This is a genomic window from Spirochaetota bacterium (genome assembly GCA_035477215.1).
Lineage (GTDB): Bacteria > Spirochaetota > UBA4802 > UBA4802 > UBA5368 > MVZN01.
The window spans coordinates 41,791-57,784 of the sequence record DATIKU010000048.1 but is presented as its reverse complement, the minus strand read 5'-3'; the positions used below and the strand labels follow the sequence as shown (position 1 = coordinate 57,784).

Genomic DNA, 15,994 nt, shown 5'->3' with positions numbered 1-15,994 from the left:
TCAGTTCGAGAGTTTATACATAAAGTAGTAGTTATAGCCGAACAGTACGTAGATAGCCGCTATAACCGCGGTCGACACGAGGAGCAGGGAAAGGAGCGCTCCGGCCGCCTTGAGCGGCCGCAGGCTCATGTGTTTCGCTATCTCGCCGCGCGTATACCCGTCCCTTCGGAGCGAATGGATCCTTCTGGCGAAAAGATAGACGAGCGCCGCGGCAAGACCGAGCCATATGGACCAGGCGACGATAATGTTGAATACGGACCTGTCCCTCACCGCGAGCAGTGCGACCGGGTATACGATAATGTCCATCAGGATTGCCGAAGCGAATGCCGAGGCGAGGATAAAGAGACACAGCGTCCCCACCGCCCTCAGCCTGTCAACAATGCGGCCTTTCTCAAAAGAAGTTTTACCGTGCATAACCAGTAACCGGGTTCTATTTTTCGGAGGATTCGTCCAAAGCGGGCTCATCGCGTCCGTCTTTCCTCGTCGCATCCGGGGCTTTTTCTCCGCCTTCGGATTTGACGCCCATCTCCGCCAGCGCTTCGCGGGCCGCCTTCTGCACCGCCCTACTCGGGTCATAATCGCGTTTATATTTCAAAATGTCAATTGTTCTTTGGTCTTTCATGTCCCTGAGGAGCCGGACGGCGCGAAGGCGCACCATCGAGTTGTCGCTTTTCAGCGCTTCGACGAGGCGGGGATAGGCCTTCTCGTCGCCGAGCTTCGCAAGCGCGGCAACGCAGTAGATATACAGGGTGTAGTGTTCTTTGCGCTTTTGAAATGGATACGACTCTATTGTCGCGATCACCGCGTCAATGTCTTTGGTCTTGTCCTTCGCGTTGAGCCGGGCCAGGGCGTTGGCGGCGTAGCCGCGTACGTCCCTGTCCTCGTCCTCATCTTTAAGAAGTTCGACGAGGAAGTCTTTCGGCGCCGCCGATCCCAGTTTCCCCATAAACAGGGTAAGGGAGCCGCGTATGCTACGGGTCGTCTTTGTATCCTTGATAGCTGTCTTCGCGAATTCGGCGAGCTCCCCCGCCTCGAATTCGCCCATCGCGTTTATAAGGCTTTCGGTGAGGTTGGAGTCTTTCGACAGGTTGCGCGCCTTCAGCTTCTCCGCGAGGACGCTTCGGGCGGGGGCGTATTTCAGGTTTTTGAGCGAATTTATGGCGGCGATCTGCACGTCCTCGGAGTCGCTGTCGAGCGCCTCCATCATGGCCGGCGCGGTCGTGTTGTTTTTCAGATCGCCCGCGACAGTGATCGCTTTTGCCCTCACTTCGGGATCGGTCTCGTTCCTGATTACGTCGGCGAGCCCATCGCCGAGGCGGCGCTTCAGGGCCTCGTCCCTGATGCCGAGTATCATGTTGATAGCCTCGCGGCGGTCCTTGTTTATGCCGTACAGTATGGTTTTTTCGATCCACTCCGCCCGCTTCCGCTCGTTCTCGGCCTGCCTCTCCTTCTGTTTGCGCTCCTTCTGTTCGGCCGTTTCGACGGGTTTCTCCGCCTTTTTTACGGTGGCGGGTGTTTTCGAGTTTTTCGCCTGTGCAAAAAGGCGGTCGGAGAAGGCGGTCATGCTGAACACCGTCGCGGCTATACATATTAATTTGATATAGGTTTTCATAGATTCCTCTCTGCTCAGGCGAACCGTACATCGAAATCCCGCTGAAGTGCAAGCACATTCAAGGGCGTCCTTCGACCAAGGCCGAGCGGTGTAACAAAACGCCTTCCCGGGACACAAAGCTTTCATACGGGAGGTAATGCTGGGCCATCGACGTAAGTCCTTCCGGCTTCCAGTACCATTATCGGTAATTTGTACCCGCGGCGGAGTCCGATTATACGGAGTTTTGCGATCTGTTCGGCCGGCAGGGGGGCGGCGTGCCGGAGAATTATTACTTGACACCGTCGATTTTTATACGTACCATTTTTTAGACAGGGAGACAAGCAACGACGAACAGCCCGATCGTGCCCGCGCCGGCGGCAGGTGAAAAGCCCCGCATCCCTTTTGGTTGCGGTCGTAGACGCGTGGCGGGTATTGCCGATATAACAGGGATACATGCCATGAGAAAGACCATTGTAAGGATTGCGCTGTTTTTCATCGCCTCGGCGTTCGCCGCACCCTCGTTCGCGGCGGACCGTTACGCGCTAATTAAGCTCGATGGATCGGTGAATCCGATCATCAGCGAGCATGTGATAAAATCGATCGACAAGGCCAACAAGGAAAAGGTGCACTTCATCATTCTTCAGATGGACACACCCGGCGGCCTCATGGGCTCCATGCGCGAGATCATCAAGTCCATTCTATCGTCCGATGCCCCGATCGTGGTGTTCGCCGCTCCCAAGGGTGCGCAGGCGGCCTCGGCGGGCGGATACATCATGCTCGCCTCGCATATCGCCGCGATGGCGCCCGGAACGGGGATCGGCGCCATGCACCCGGTAAGCCCGTTTCTGAACTTCGGCCAGAAGGACGAGCAGGGAAAATCGGCCGGGGGCATTATGGAAAAAAAGGTGCTCAACGACACCATAGCCTACGGCATGAGCCTTGCCCAGAAACGGAAACGAAACGTCGACTGGACCGTGCGCGCCATCCGCGACGCGGTTTCAAGCACCTACCTCGAGGCCTACAGGCTCGGCGTGGTGGACATAATCGCCGAGGACGTGGACGACCTGCTGGTGAAACTCAACGGCCGGAGGGTGGACGTTAACGGCACCATGGTGACGATTTCGACGGCGAATCTGTCGGTGCTGTCGTTCGAAATGGACTGGAAAGAACGGCTGCTCAATTTCTTCGCCGATCCTCAAATGGTGTTTCTGCTTTTCATCATCGCCGTGGCGGGCATCGGTATGGAGTTCAAAAGCCCGGGGCTTATCGTGCCCGGGGTGATCGGGGCGGTGGCCCTGTTTATCTTTCTCATGGCGGTGCGGGTGCTGCCGATCAACCTGGCGGGGCTTGTGCTCATCATCCTCGCCGTTGTGCTTTTCGTACTCGAGCTTAAAATCGCGAGCTACGGTCTTTTGACCGTTGGGGGGATCGCATCGTTTATATTCGGTTCGATGATCCTCTTCGATTCCCCGCTTCCGGGAGGACAGATTCCAATGCGTTCGATAATCGCAGTTGTCGTCTTTATGCTGGCTTTCTTCTTCGTAGTGGTACGGTCGGTCGTCCTGGCGCATAAAAGCCAGGTCACCACGGGCATGCAGGGGCTTGTCGGCGAGGCCGGCGTGGCGATCAGGGATTTCGACGGTAACGGCAAGGTGTTCGTCCACGGGGAGATATGGAACGCGACCTCGGAAGACGAAATTAAGCGGGACGACAGGATCATTGTGGCTGGTTCGAAGGGGATGACGCTCTTCGTGAAAAAATCCTGAGAACGATCGTTTTTCGAGAGTAAAAGGCACGCGGAGCGGGGCTTCCGGCTCCGGGCGCAGGAGTGATACTATCCCACAACACAGAGGAGGTGTACTATGTTTGAGTTGTTTCCCACACTGATGATCCTTGCGGTGCTCTTCGTCATCGCTTCGGTTAAGATTATCAAGGAGTACGAGCGAGCCGTGGTGTTCCGCCTTGGAAGGCTTTTAAAAAGCCATAAAGGGCCCGGAGTCATCATCGTCATACCGTTCATCGATAAATGGGTGCGGGTGAGCCTGCGCCTCGTGGCGATGGACGTGCCGCCGCAGGACGTCATCACCAAGGACAATGTTTCGGTCAAGGTGAACGCGGTGCTGTATTTCAGGGTCGTCGACCCGAACAAGGCGGTGACCGAGGTGGAGGACTTCATGTACGCCACCTCTCAGCTCGCGCAGACGACCCTTCGCAGCATCCTCGGCATGAACGAGCTCGACGATCTTTTAAGCGACCGCGAGCGCATCAACACCGAGCTCCAGAACGTCCTGGACACGCACACCGACCCGTGGGGCATCAAGGTGACCGCCGTAGAAGTTAAGCACGTCGACCTGCCGCAGGAGATGCAGCGGGCAATGGCCAAGCAGGCCGAGGCCGAGCGCGAGCGGCGCGCGAAGATCATCAACGCCCAGGCCGAGGCCCAGGCGGCGGCAAAGCTCATCGAGGCGGCCACGCTCATGGAGGCGCACCCGATAGCGCTGCAGCTTCGCTATTTGCAGACGCTCAGGGAAGTGGCCGCCGAGAACAACTCGACCACGCTCTTTCCCATACCGATTGATATCATGTCGCATTTCATGAAGAAGTAGGTTTCGCGGTACATCGGGCGCCGGATCGGCGTGTACTCGTTGAAAGCGCGATTGGCCAATCGCGCTTTCATATGTGACGAGGGCTTTCGCGCGTGTACTGCGCTTTCAGGCGCATACCGCCGGGCGTGAGCTCACTCTACGAGCTTTTTCAGCCGGTTGAGCTCGTTGATCGCTTCCAGCGGCGTGAGCGTGTCGATGTTGACGGCGCGGATGGCCTGGACAACGAGGTGATTGGTGGCATTGAACATCTCGAGCTGTTCGGTCGGTTCATTCTCTTCGCCGGCGCCGGCGGCGCTTCCCGCGCGGTTTGATTTTTCCATGCGCTCCAGAATCTTTCGGGCGCGCGCTGTGATTTCCCTGGGTATGCCCGCCAGGCGCGCCACGTGTATGCCGTACGACTTGTCGGCGGCGCCGGGCACCACCCGGTGGAGAAAATCCACCCCGCCCAGGTGCTCCTTCACCAGCACGTTGTAGTTAACGATACCCTGCCTGCCGCCCAGGCGCGTGAGCTCGTGGTAGTGGGTGGCGAAGAGCGTCTTGGCGCGGATATAGCGCAATATGTACTCGACCACGGCCCAGGCGATGGAGAGTCCGTCGAAGGTGCTGGTGCCGCGGCCGACCTCGTCCATCACGATAAGGCTTTTCGCGGTCGCGTTATTGAGGATGAGGGCGGTCTCGTTCATCTCGACGAGGAAAGTGGATTCGCCGCGGGAGATGTTGTCCGATGCGCCGATGCGCGTAAAGATGCGGTCGGCTATGGGAAGATCGGCCGAAGCGGCGGGCACGTAGGAGCCCGTCTGCGCCATGAGCTGGATTATCGCCGCCATGCGGATATAGGTGGACTTGCCCGACATGTTTGGACCGGTGATGATCTTGATGAAATCGCCGGCATCGTCCATGCGCACGTCGTTGGGTATGAAGACCTCCCTCGTGTAATACTTCTCGACGATGGGATGCCTGCCGCCCGATATGTTCATCACGCCCCCGTCGTTGAACAGGGGCCGGACGAACCTGTTCTCGAGCGCGGCGACGGCGAGCGAGCAGAAGTAGTCGACCTCCCCGAGCGCTCCCGCGAGTTCCTGGAGCATTGGCCTGTGCGCCTGCACCCTGGCATGGAGCTTCGCAAGCTCGGCTGTTTCGAGTGCGACGATCTTCTGCGAGGCGCCCAGTATGTCCGACTCGAAATTCTGCAGGCGCTCGGTGGTGAAGCGCTCGGCCCCCACCAGCGTTTGCCTGCGGAAGTAGTCCGGCGGCACCCTGGGCGACTGGCCCTTGCTCACCTCGATGTAATATCCCAGCACCCTGTTGTATTTGACCTTCAGGGTGGGTATGCCGAGCCTCTGTTTTTCATCCTCCTGGTACTCGACGATCCAGCCTTTGGCGTCCTTTTTCAGATCGTAGAGCCGGTCGAGCTCGGCGCTGTGGCCCGGCCGCACAACCCGGCCCTGTTCGGGAGAAAGCGCCGGGTTTTCGTCGATGACGGCGCCGATATCCGCGGCGAGTGGCCCGCCGTCGCCGGCGGCGGTCCTTACGCGGGCGCACAGCTCGTGTGAAAGGCCCTCCATAATACGGGCGACATCCGCGGCGGCATGTATTGAGGAGGAAAGAGCGAGATAATCGCGCGGCGTCGAGCGGCCGATGACGAAGCGCGCAAGCAGGCGCTCGATGTCGTAGACGCCGTCAAGCCGCCCCTGCACGCCGCCCGTAAGCTCGGCCGATTCGTAAAAAAGGCGCACCGTGTCCAGGCGCTTTTCGATTTCATTGCGGAGAAGGAGCGGCTGGAGGATGTTGCGCTCGAGAAGACGTCTTCCCATGGCCGTCTTCGTACGGTTGAGCACGGCATAGAGGGTGCGCTCGCGCGTGCCTTCCTGCTGGTTGCGTATAAGCTCGAGGTTCGCGATTGTCGCCTCATCGAGCGCCATGTAGTCGGACGAGACGATCCGCCTGGGGGGCTTCAGATGGCCGAAGGCCTTCTTGTGCGTGTCCTTGAGATATTCGAGGATCGAACCCGCGGCCAGTATTTCGATTTCGTCGTCTATTCCCAGACCCTTGATGCCGGCCAGCTGGAACGCCTCGGCGATGCTGGAGGCGAGATAGTCCCCATCATACAGCCAGTCGTTGATTTTGTTGACCGGTATACCCTGGCTTTTAAGGTACCTGAGCACGCCGTCATCGGCGCCGGCAAAGCAGTGATGGATGGCCTCGCGCGGAGAGAAGCGGGCGAGCTCGCCGCGGAACATGTCGCTTGAGCGTGCCATCGACGAGAGAAAAAAGTCGCCGGTCGAGATGTCGACGAACGCGAAGGCGATCTTTTCCTCATTCTCCACGACCGAGGCAAGGAAGTTGTTGGCATCGGACTGCAGGAGGTTTTGTTCAACGAGGGTTCCGGGTGTTATGACCCGCGTCACCTCGCGGCGCACCACGGTCCCGGACGAGGGGACGGATTCCATCTGCTCGCAGATGGCGACCCGGTGGCCCGCTTTGATCAGGCGGGCGATGTAGCTCTCGGCGGCATGGTGGGGAACGCCGCACATGGGCACGTCGTTCTGGCGCGCGGTGAGCGCGATGTTGAGAACCCTGGATGCGGTGTGTGCGTCCTCGAAGAACATCTCATAAAAGTCGCCCATGCGGAAGAAGAGTATTTCACCGGGGTATTTTTTCTTTATCTCGAGGTACTGTTTCAGCATGGGTGTGAGCCTGGCGTCCATTCTCAATCTCCGTAGATGTACCGTCGGTTTTCGTCCTTGCGAATCCTGACTATATTGCCGTTTATGGCGAACTCCTCGGCCAGCCGGATCTTGAGCGATATCGCGGAGTCGGTGTCCCGTGCGCGGCCTACATATACAAGGTGGCGTCCCGCAACGGACACCTCCTGGATCGGGGCGAACTCGCCGGATATGATTTTTAGTACGCGTTTCGCATCGGCCCTGGAATGGAACGGCCCGAGAGCGATCGCGTACGTTATGTCGGCGTCGTCGTCGATTTGTCCAGTTTCCATCTCGGGGCGTATGTCGAGCTCCTCGGCGCCCCTGATGGCGGCATCCTCCGGAAGGTAGGGCAGGGGCCTCGGGTTATGCGCCTTAACCTCTACCATCCTTCCCGCGGCGAACCCGCTCTCCACGGCACGGGGATGGCGTCGCATGAGATCGTCATAGGCGCTGTACGCCCTTCCGTAATCAGCCCTGTTTTCATAGAAGCGCCCCAGAAGATACAGCGCCGCCGGCGCCGCCGGCGCATCGGGGAAGCCCGTAATGAGCTCCCTGAGCGAATGGAGATAGGCGCGCGAATAGCCCGTCGATTTTCTTTCCACGTACGCCAGGACCAAAAGCACGTCTGCCAGCGCGTTGTAGTTGCGGTTGGTCTCGGTCGCCCGCCGGCAGGCCGCGCGCGCCTCATCATAACGCTCCAGATGAATGAGCGCCTTGGCCCTGTACAGCATATAACGCGAAAGATGCATGCTCTTCGGAAATGTCGCCTCCGCCCTCGCCGATTCTGCGGCAAGCTCCTCCCAGCGCGCGCAGAGGTAGAGCGTTTCGCAGATTCGAAGCGCCGCGAGGTCCCTTTTTTTGAAATAGCGGTACTTGTCGAGGAGTATGCGGTACTGTCGTATGGCCTCGTCCGGGGACTCCTCGACGTCGGCAACGAAGAGCCGCACGTCGGCGACCGCGTCGCTTTGCGGCCAGGTCCGGTAGAATTCCGCGGCGAGCTCGCGAAGCTTGTCCGCCTCCCTCTTTTCGGCGAGGGCTCTGATCCTGGCCAGGTACTCCTTTTCGGAGGGCGGGGCCGACAGCGCGGCCCCGCACAGCGAGACGAGGAGCGCGCAGGCGAGGGCCGCCTTACGCACTTCGTTCCCCATAGAGGGTCGAGCCCCGCACGTCCTTGATGACGATGCGTATTTTGCGACCCACGTCGCCGGGGCCGCCCGGCAGAACGGCGGGATGGTTAAGGTAGGTCCTTCCGCGGTACTCGCCGGGAGATCTTCTGCTTCGGCCCTCGACGATGAGCTCCTCCGAGCGGTTGATACGGGCGAGAAGTTTTTCGCGCGATATTGCGCGCTGGATTTCGATAAGCCGCTTGAGGCGCTCGATCTTCTGCGCGCGCCCCAACTCCTCTTTCAGGGCGAATGACGGGGTCCCCTCGCGCGGGGAGTATGCGTACATGAAGGCCTCGTCAAAGCGGATTCGCCGCACGGCGTCGAGCGTAAGTTCGTAGTCTTTTTCTGTTTCGCCGGGAAAGCCAACGATGAGGTCGGTCGAAACGGCATGGTCGGGAAGCGTTTTATGGAGGTGCTCGATTATATCGTTGTACCGGGTCATGGTATATCTTCGGTTCATGAGCACGAGAATCCTGTCCGAGCCGCTCTGGAGGGGGAGGTGTATCGAGCGTGTGATGTTGCCGTGATCGGCGACGACGCGCACGATGTCGTCGTGGAAATCCATGGGGTGCGAGGTAAGGAAGTTCACCCGGAGGACGCCCGGAACACCGGCCACCCGCTCGAGCAGGCGGTGGAAGGGGATGTCTCCGCTGTCCATCCCGTACTGGTTGACGTTCTGTCCCAGCAGGGTGATCTCGGTCGCGCCGCCCGCGACGCACCGCTGGGCGTGGCGGACGATCGCTTCCGAAGGGAAGGAAATGAGCCTGCCACGGACATACGGGACGATGCAGTAGGAGCAGAAATTCTCGCAGCCGTGTGTGATGGTGACCCATTTATGGAAGCTCCGCTTGTCCCGCCCAAGGGCCGCCGACGGATGCATACGTCCTGCGAAGTCCTCCGCCGCCTGCGAGAGAAACGCCCGGGCGCCGCGGCCCTCGAGGCGCCCGGCTATGATATCGCCTATCTTCGGAGACTGGTACGGGCCCACCACCAGGTCGGCCGTAGCGTCGGTAATGAGCGATTCGCCGAGGCGCTGGGCCATACAGCCGGCGATGACAACCAGCGAATTTTTGTTTCGCCGCGCGGAGCGGATGCGCGCAATCGCCCGCGCCTCGGCGTGGCTGCGGACCGAGCAGGTATTGAAGACGAGGACGTCCGCGCTGTCCTCGCTTTCGGTGCGCTCGTAGCCGGCGGTCTCGAGCGAAAGGGCCATCAGGTCCGAGTCGCCCTTGTTCATCTGGCAGCCGAAGGTCTCGATGTAATAACGCTTTTTCATCAGTTGATGACGCCGTTTTTTCTGAATTCGTCGACTTCGTCTTTCGAATAACCCAGCGCGGAGAGAATGGCCTCGTTATGGTATCCGAGCGGCGTGCCCGCCTCGCGCGCCGTGCATTCGCCGGGGCCGATCTTTATTGGACCGGCCACCTGGCGCAGCGGCTTTCCGGTGTGACTGGTTACTTCGGCCACCATCCCCCTGTCCGCGAGCGGAGGCGACTGGACCGCCTCGCCGATCGTGAGCACCGGCTCCACGCATGCGTCCAGATGCGCGAACACGCCCCGCCAGTGCAGAAGCGTGCGCCCTGCGATTATCTCCGCGACCCGCCGCTTCGAGGCCGCGAGCTCCTCGTGCGACAACAGCCCCGGAGACGCCATCTCGCTCATGCCGATCGCGCGATAGAAGCTCTCCGCGAACTTGGGTTCAAGCGAACCGACCGAAAGGTGGCGGTCGTCGGCCGTCCGGTAGTAATCGTAGACAGCGCCGCCATTGAGGATTTCCCCCTCGCGCGCGACCTCGCCGCCGCCGGCAAGGTATCCGGCCGCCTGGAAGGCCGAGAGCGCGAAGGTGCTGTCGGTAATGGAAAGGTCTATGAAGCAGCCTTCGCCGCTGGAGAGCCTGCGGATAAAAGCGGCCATCACCGCGATCGCAAGGTTCTTGCCGCCGCCGCAGACATCGGCGATCTGGATGCCGGAAAGCGTCGGGCCGGTCTCCGCGCGGCCCGAGTACGAGTCTATGCCGGAGAGCGCAAGGTAGTTGATGTCGTGCCCCGCGCGGTCGGCGTAACGGCCGGTATGGCCGTAGCCGGTGAGCGAACAGTAAATAACCGGGGGACTGATCTTTTTCACGTCGTCATAGCCCAGGCCGAGCCTGCCCATCACGCCGGGCCTGAACTGTTCGAGTACGATATCATAGTCGGCGAGAAGCCGCGCGACTATCTCCTTCGATTCGGCGCGCTTGAGGTCGAGCCCAAGCGATTTCTTTCCGCGGTTGATATGCGCGTAGGCGGCGGAGACGCCGTCTATAAACGGTGCCGAGATGCGCATGAGGTCTGGGTTGTTGAAATTCTCGATCTTGACGATGTCGGCGCCAAGGTCCGCGAGCATCATGCTCCCGTAGGGCCCGGGCAGCAGGTAGGTGAAATCGAGCACCTTCATTCCCCCGAGGGGCTGGTGGGTTTTCTTGTTCATTGTTATCCTCGGTGCGGGATCGGCGAAAATGGCGCCGCCATCAGGTCGGCCTTCCTATTCCAGACCCGCGTTTTTGAAAACATAATCGATATTTTTAAGATAGCCGGACATGTCGAATAAGGCGTCGAGCTCGTGCTTGTCGAGCAATGCGCCGATTTTCGGATCGCGCTCCGCGAGCTCCCTGAGCGTTCCCTCCTTCTTCCACACCCGCATGGCGATGTCCTGGACCAGGGCGTAGGAGTCCTCGCGCGATAGGCCCTTTTCGACGAGTTTCAGCAGCAATGACTGCGAATAGAAAAGGCCGCCCGTGCGCTCCAGGTTTTCCCTCATGGAGTCGGTGTAGACGACGAGCCCGTCGAGGATGAAGATCATGCGGTGGATGATGTAATCGAGCGCCACGGTCGAGTCGGGGAGGATTACGCGCTCGGCCGACGAGTGCGAAATGTCACGCTCGTGCCAGAGGGTCATGTCGTCGAGCGCCACGTTCATATTCGCCTTGATGACGCGCGAGAGTCCGGATACGCGCTCGGCAAGGATGGGATTGCGCTTGTGAGGCATCGCCGACGATCCCTTCTGGCCTTTCTGGAAAGGCTCCTCCACCTCGCGCACCTCGGTGCGCTGGAGGTGTCGGATCTCCGTGGCGAGTTTGTCGAGGCTTCCGGCGGTGATGGCGAGCGCCGCCATGAACTCGGCGTGGCGGTCGCGCTGGATGATCTGTGTGGCGACGGGTTCGGCCTTAAGGCCCATCTTATCGCAGACGTAGCGCTCGACCTCGGGATCGATGTTGCTGTAGGTTCCCACCGCGCCCGAGAGCTTGCCGTAGGACGCGTTTTCGATTGCACAGGCGAGGCGGTCGCGGTTTCGCTGGAATTCCTTAAAATAGAGCGCCATCTTCATGCCGAAGGTGGTAGGCTCGGCGTGTACGCCGTGCGAACGGCCCATGCAGGGTGTTTTCTTGTGCTTCAGCGCCAGGCCGCGCAGTTTTTCGATAAGCGTTTCGATCCCCTTTACAATGATCCCGCCGGACTGCTTCATCTGTATGGAGAGCGCCGTATCGACGATATCGCTCGAGGTGAGGCCGTAGTGAATGAACCTGCTCGAAGGACCGACGTACTCGCCCACGCAGGTGAGAAAGGCGATGACGTCGTGGTGCACCTGGGTTTCAATTTCAAGGATACGCTCGACGTTGAAGTCGGCCTTGTCGCGGATGATCGCGAGGTCCTCGTCGGGGACGAGGCCGAGTCGGGCGTTGGCCTCGCAGGCGGCGATTTCGATGTCGAGCCATATCCTGAACTTGTTCTCAAGCGTCCAGATATTGGCGATTTCCCCGCGCGAATAGCGATCGATCATGACAACCTCTGACGTGATGGTAGGCTGAATTGAGAGTTTCCCGCGGGCGTATACGTAAAATCAAGCAATTTTTCCGGTCCCCTTGGATTTGCACGGCTACAACCCGGAAAACAGCATTCCCTTTGATTTAATCTCGCAGCGGAAATAGCTTTCGACGAACAGTGCAAGATGGAAAAGCAGGCTGGAGATCGCCCCGGCGGCGAAACGTTCGCACTCGAGGGACGAGAACCTGACGCCGAGCGCGGCCGTGACGAATTCCCGCGCAGTGACGTCGAGTGCCGTCCTGCCGCCCGTTCGCGAAGTGAGACAGCGATCGCAGACCGGCATAAAATCCGTGGTATCCAGCGTAAATGACCTTAAATTCGTCGTTCCACACATTCTGCAGCGGTTGAGATCGGGCAGGACGCCGTGGAAGCGCAGCAGGTGAATCAAAAAAAACGCCGAAAGGTGGACGTGGTGTACGCTTTCGGCAAGCGCGTCGATCGCCGCCGTGGCGAGCGAATAGACGCGGGACTGCGGATCATCGTGGCCGGTCGTCTTGTCGACCACCTCGAGTATGAAGTAAAGGTGAAGAATACATCCGAGGTCGCTCCTGAGGTCGAGTCGGTGCCTGACTACCCTGAACTCGTTCACCACCTGGAAGTCCCGGTTGTCGTGCCGGTGGTACATGAGCTGAAGAATGGTGCCAGGCTCCCCGGCCGCGAGCGGGCGCTTTTTGCTTTTTTTAAGCCCCTTGAACACAAAATTCGTTTTACCGAACTCGCCGGTCAGTATGCGCGCAAGAACGTCGGCCTCTCCCGACTGCCGCGAATGCAGGACGAGACCGGTGGCCTTCCTTATTTCCATTTTATTGTCTGGGGGGCGATATCGTGATGATCACGCGCGTAAGGCGGGTGCCTTTTATTTCCTTTATTTTGAACGAAACGTTCTCGAAACGGGCCGTTTCTTTTATCTTCGGTATCTTGCCGAACAGATCGAAGACAAACCCGCCGATCGTGTCGAACTCGTCGGCCGGCAGGTTCATTCCCGCTTCCTCGTTGAAATCAGAAAGCGTCATGCGCGAATCGACCTCGTAGGAGTTGCGGCCGATCTTGCGTATTTCGGGGGCCTCGTCGTCGTCGAACTCGTCCTTGATGTCGCCGACGATCTCCTCGATGATGTCCTCGAGCGTGATAATCCCGCCGAAACCGCCGTATTCATCAACTACGCAGGAGAGATGCAGCCTCCGTCTTTTAAACTCAACCAGCAGATTGTCCAGCGGCATGGTCTCCGAGACGAAGTAGGGCCTGTGCAGCATCTTCTTTAGCTCGAATTTGCGCGGTTTGTGCGCGATAAAGGGAAGGAGTTCCTTTACATAGAGGATCCCGGCGATGTTGTCGATTGTTTCGTTGTAGACCGGAATGCGGGAATGGCCGGCGTCGTCGATGACCTTCACCAGCGCGTTGAGCGAAATGGCAGAGGAGACCGCCACAACGTCGATGCGCGGTATCATGATCTCGCGGACATTTTTGCTCGCGAGTCCCATAACGCCGCGTATCATCTCCTGCTCGGCGGTTTCAAGGTAGGGACCTTCCCCGGGTTGGGATTCCCCGGTTGCGGTTTCGCGCGGGGAACCAGTGAGACGGTTCCTGATTTTCAATAAGAGGTCACGCAGTATAAACCGTCCGGGTGAATTTGGTAAATCCGAATTATCCGATGTCATTGTCAATCGTTCATCCTGTAAAGGAGTGTTACGTGGCACACCGGTAGTATTCAATCCGGAGGTCCGCCCCTGTCAATCAAATAATCGGCGCCCCGGCGGGCGGTCATTTCCAGATTGTGAACTTCTTGATGGTGGAAAGCGCCAGCTCTGATGCGCGCTTGCATTCGTCCTTGGTGAGGTTGCAGTCATTGTACATGGTGTCAGCTATGAACTTCCTCATCGCCATGTAGACGTCTTCGGTCGGGTGGAACACGAACGAAAAATTCTCGCCCACGGTGTCCAGAATGGTGAACGAAGAATAGAGCATGATCGGTTCTATGGGAACCATGATCTTTTCCTGTTTCTTGCCGGTTATCACTTCCATCTCGGAGAAACGGTAGGGTATGGACTTGCCCTTCTCGCGGTGTACCGGTTCGGAGAATCGCTGGGTAAACGAGGCCGGTTCGACGAGGATGTGCGTTCTGTTGCCGTCGGTTTTGAATACCAGCCCATCCGGGCTTTTGTATATATCCTTTACGTTTACGTACGAGGTGATCTCGTAAATGGTATATGCCGAATCGTTGTCAAAAAACGAAGAGATGATAAAACCGCCATTGGCCGGTATGGTATTGCCGAGGTACGCCTTAAGAAGGGAGGTTGCTTTTGCCATAATGGGCTTCCTTCACGCTGAAGATATGCGGACAGCCGTCAAAATTCAACCTTAAGTATAACCGGTCCTGCAATTAAAATCAATAAAATTTTATTTTTCTTGACTATTGGGATTTTGAGCCGCTTTACAATAAGTTTGTTCGATACCCTGGAAATGCGGGTTTAAATCCTTCAGCGGCCGGGTACGGCCGGCGCGTCAGGGTTGTGTAGCGGCTTCCGGATTGCCGCGGCTGTCGTCCGATTCCGTAGCCGGAGAGTTGGCAGGCCATGAGCAAGAAATTTTTCATTCCCGAACCCAGGGTTTTCGCCCATCGCGGCGCATCGGGAGGGTATCCCGAGAACACGCTTCTCTCGTTCAGGGAGGCGGTAAAGATCGGTGTGGACGCAGTCGAGACCGACGTGCACTTTACGAAAGACAACCGTTTCGTGGTGGCTCACGACGGCGAGCTGGGTCGGATCTGCGATGGCAGCGGCCTTGTGGCGGACTATACGCTGGCGGACCTTAAAAAATTCGACGCGGGGTACGGCTTCTCTGTCGACGGGGGGAAAAGCTTTCCCTTTCGCGCCAAGGGGCTGTCGCTGATCTCTCTCGAGGAGCTGCTCGAGGAATTTCCGGGACAGCGGTTCAATATCGACCTCAAGGCCAAAAACCCGGCCCAGGTGCCGTATTACTGCAAGATCATAGAGAAATGCGCCGCCCAACACCGGGTGCTGACAGCCTCGGAGCACGCCGCAAACATCAGACCCGTAAGGGAGAGATTTCCCGAAATGGCCACATCGTTTTCGCTTTCCGAGGCGCTGTTCTATTATTTTCTGTTCAGGTCGGGCTTTCTTTATTTAAAAAAAAGTTTTCCGGCCGACGCCCTCCAGATACCGGAATTCTTCGGTCCCTCCAGGGTCGTAAGCAATGCCTTCGTTGAGCAGGCGCATAAAAAGGGCCTGCGCGTCCACGTATGGACCATCAATGAAGAAGAGGCCATGCGCCGTCTCTACGACACCGGTGCGGACGCCGTCATGTCCGATCATCCCTCCCTGCTCAAAAAAGTCGCCGCGGACTATTTCCCCGTCGCTTAACCCTGTTTCAACAACGGGCGCGGGCCGCCACCTTGCGCGCCGAGCGGCGCGAGTTCGCCATGTACTCCTCCCTGTCGGCTATATCGAACAGGTTGACCGCGTAGATGGGACCGTCGTACACCAAGGGACCTCCCGGCGAATTGCTAATTTATATCGCAGGTATGGCAATAGCGGCGCCCTTTGCAAACACAATTCGGCTGGACGTCACATGGTGCACTGTCCCGGGGAGCGTTAAACCGCCCGCTCGGCGACTCCGCCCTCCTTTTTCTTGACGTCGAGGAAGCGTATCTCCTTTCCCACCAGTTTGATTTTGGACTGGGTTTTACCGTCCTTGCCCTCCCAGCGGTCCTGCTTGAGCGTGCCGATCACCATAATCTTTTTACCCTTGGAGATGTTTTTGCCGCACATTTCGGCGACCTTCTCCCATGTCTCGATGTCGATGTACGAAACCTTCGGCGGCGTGTCGGGCGAGGTGAAGTGGTTTATGGCGATCGAAAACGTGCAGATGGCCTTGCCGGTCTTGGTTGTTCGCATGACCGGATCGTGGGTGACGTTACCCTCGATTGTCGCGGCGGTGTAGTTGAACATGGTCGTTCTCCTTCGAATTGTATGACGTATTACTGTGAAAACGAATGGCGGAGGTGAAAAGTTAAAACTTTTTCGGCGGGAAATAAAAAAATGGT

At 58.4% G+C, this 15,994-nt stretch carries 14 protein-coding genes; 3 read left to right on the top strand and 11 right to left on the bottom strand.

All coding sequences use genetic code 11. From position 1 onward, the window contains the following. Together VLM75_11405 and VLM75_11400 are read right to left on the bottom strand one after the other, a co-directional pair. Window positions 1-414: a hypothetical protein gene (locus tag VLM75_11405; protein HSV97523.1), complete on the bottom strand. Its 414-nt coding sequence runs from the start codon at window positions 412-414 to the stop codon at window positions 1-3. Window positions 415-430: 16 nt separating this feature from the next. Then, window positions 431-1,612: a HEAT repeat domain-containing protein gene (locus VLM75_11400; GenBank protein ID HSV97522.1), complete on the bottom strand. Its 1,182-nt coding sequence runs from the start codon at window positions 1,610-1,612 to the stop codon at window positions 431-433. Window positions 1,613-2,049: 437 nt separating this feature from the next. Here VLM75_11400 and VLM75_11395 point away from each other — a divergent pair, with 437 nt between their 5' ends. Both VLM75_11395 and VLM75_11390 read left to right on the top strand, forming a co-directional pair. Next, window positions 2,050-3,357: a nodulation protein NfeD gene (locus VLM75_11395; GenBank protein ID HSV97521.1), complete on the top strand. Its 1,308-nt coding sequence runs from the start codon at window positions 2,050-2,052 to the stop codon at window positions 3,355-3,357. Window positions 3,358-3,453: 96 nt separating this feature from the next. Then, complete coding sequence (locus tag VLM75_11390; GenBank protein ID HSV97520.1) at window positions 3,454-4,197, top strand: slipin family protein; 744 nt, start codon at window positions 3,454-3,456, stop codon at window positions 4,195-4,197. Between the two features lie 131 nt (window positions 4,198-4,328). Here VLM75_11390 and mutS read toward each other — a convergent pair whose 3' ends face one another. The 8 genes from mutS to VLM75_11350 all read right to left on the bottom strand — a co-directional run bounded on the left by mutS (window position 4,329) and on the right by VLM75_11350 (window position 14,238). Next, window positions 4,329-6,905: a DNA mismatch repair protein MutS gene (mutS, locus tag VLM75_11385; protein HSV97519.1), complete on the bottom strand. Its 2,577-nt coding sequence runs from the start codon at window positions 6,903-6,905 to the stop codon at window positions 4,329-4,331. A gap of 2 nt (window positions 6,906-6,907) precedes the next feature. Further along, window positions 6,908-8,041, bottom strand: a complete 1,134-nt coding sequence (locus VLM75_11380) for a hypothetical protein (protein ID HSV97518.1) — start codon at window positions 8,039-8,041, stop codon at window positions 6,908-6,910. Beyond that, on the bottom strand, window positions 8,034-9,347 hold the full coding sequence (miaB, locus tag VLM75_11375; protein ID HSV97517.1) for a tRNA (N6-isopentenyl adenosine(37)-C2)-methylthiotransferase MiaB: 1,314 nt from the start codon (window positions 9,345-9,347) through the stop codon (window positions 8,034-8,036). The genes VLM75_11380 and miaB overlap by 8 nt, the downstream gene beginning before the upstream one ends. Continuing rightward, on the bottom strand, window positions 9,347-10,537 hold the full coding sequence (locus tag VLM75_11370) for a CaiB/BaiF CoA-transferase family protein (protein ID HSV97516.1): 1,191 nt from the start codon (window positions 10,535-10,537) through the stop codon (window positions 9,347-9,349). Before VLM75_11370 ends, miaB begins: the two co-directional genes overlap by 1 nt. Before the next feature lie 54 nt (window positions 10,538-10,591). After that, window positions 10,592-11,887, bottom strand: coding sequence for an adenylosuccinate lyase (purB, locus tag VLM75_11365; GenBank protein HSV97515.1), 1,296 nt, complete (start codon window positions 11,885-11,887; stop codon window positions 10,592-10,594). A 96-nt stretch (window positions 11,888-11,983) separates the two neighbouring features. Beyond that, window positions 11,984-12,733 (bottom strand): DNA repair protein RecO, encoded by a 750-nt coding sequence (recO, locus tag VLM75_11360; GenBank protein ID HSV97514.1) that lies wholly within the window; start codon window positions 12,731-12,733, stop codon window positions 11,984-11,986. Between the two features lies 1 nt (window position 12,734). After that, window positions 12,735-13,427 (bottom strand): hemolysin family protein, encoded by a 693-nt coding sequence (locus tag VLM75_11355; GenBank protein ID HSV97513.1) that lies wholly within the window; start codon window positions 13,425-13,427, stop codon window positions 12,735-12,737. Between the two features lie 265 nt (window positions 13,428-13,692). Next, entirely contained in the window at window positions 13,693-14,238 is a 546-nt protein-coding gene (locus VLM75_11350; GenBank protein ID HSV97512.1) for a hypothetical protein, read from the bottom strand. Between the two features lie 266 nt (window positions 14,239-14,504). On the opposite strand from VLM75_11350, the gene VLM75_11345 reads away from it, so the two are divergent. Continuing rightward, window positions 14,505-15,311 (top strand): glycerophosphodiester phosphodiesterase, encoded by an 807-nt coding sequence (locus tag VLM75_11345; protein HSV97511.1) that lies wholly within the window; start codon window positions 14,505-14,507, stop codon window positions 15,309-15,311. 231 nt (window positions 15,312-15,542) lie between these two features. Here the strand turns inward: VLM75_11345 and VLM75_11340 are convergent, their stop codons facing one another. Continuing rightward, entirely contained in the window at window positions 15,543-15,899 is a 357-nt protein-coding gene (locus VLM75_11340) for a single-stranded DNA-binding protein (GenBank protein ID HSV97510.1), read from the bottom strand. Window positions 15,900-15,994 lie beyond the last annotated feature (95 nt).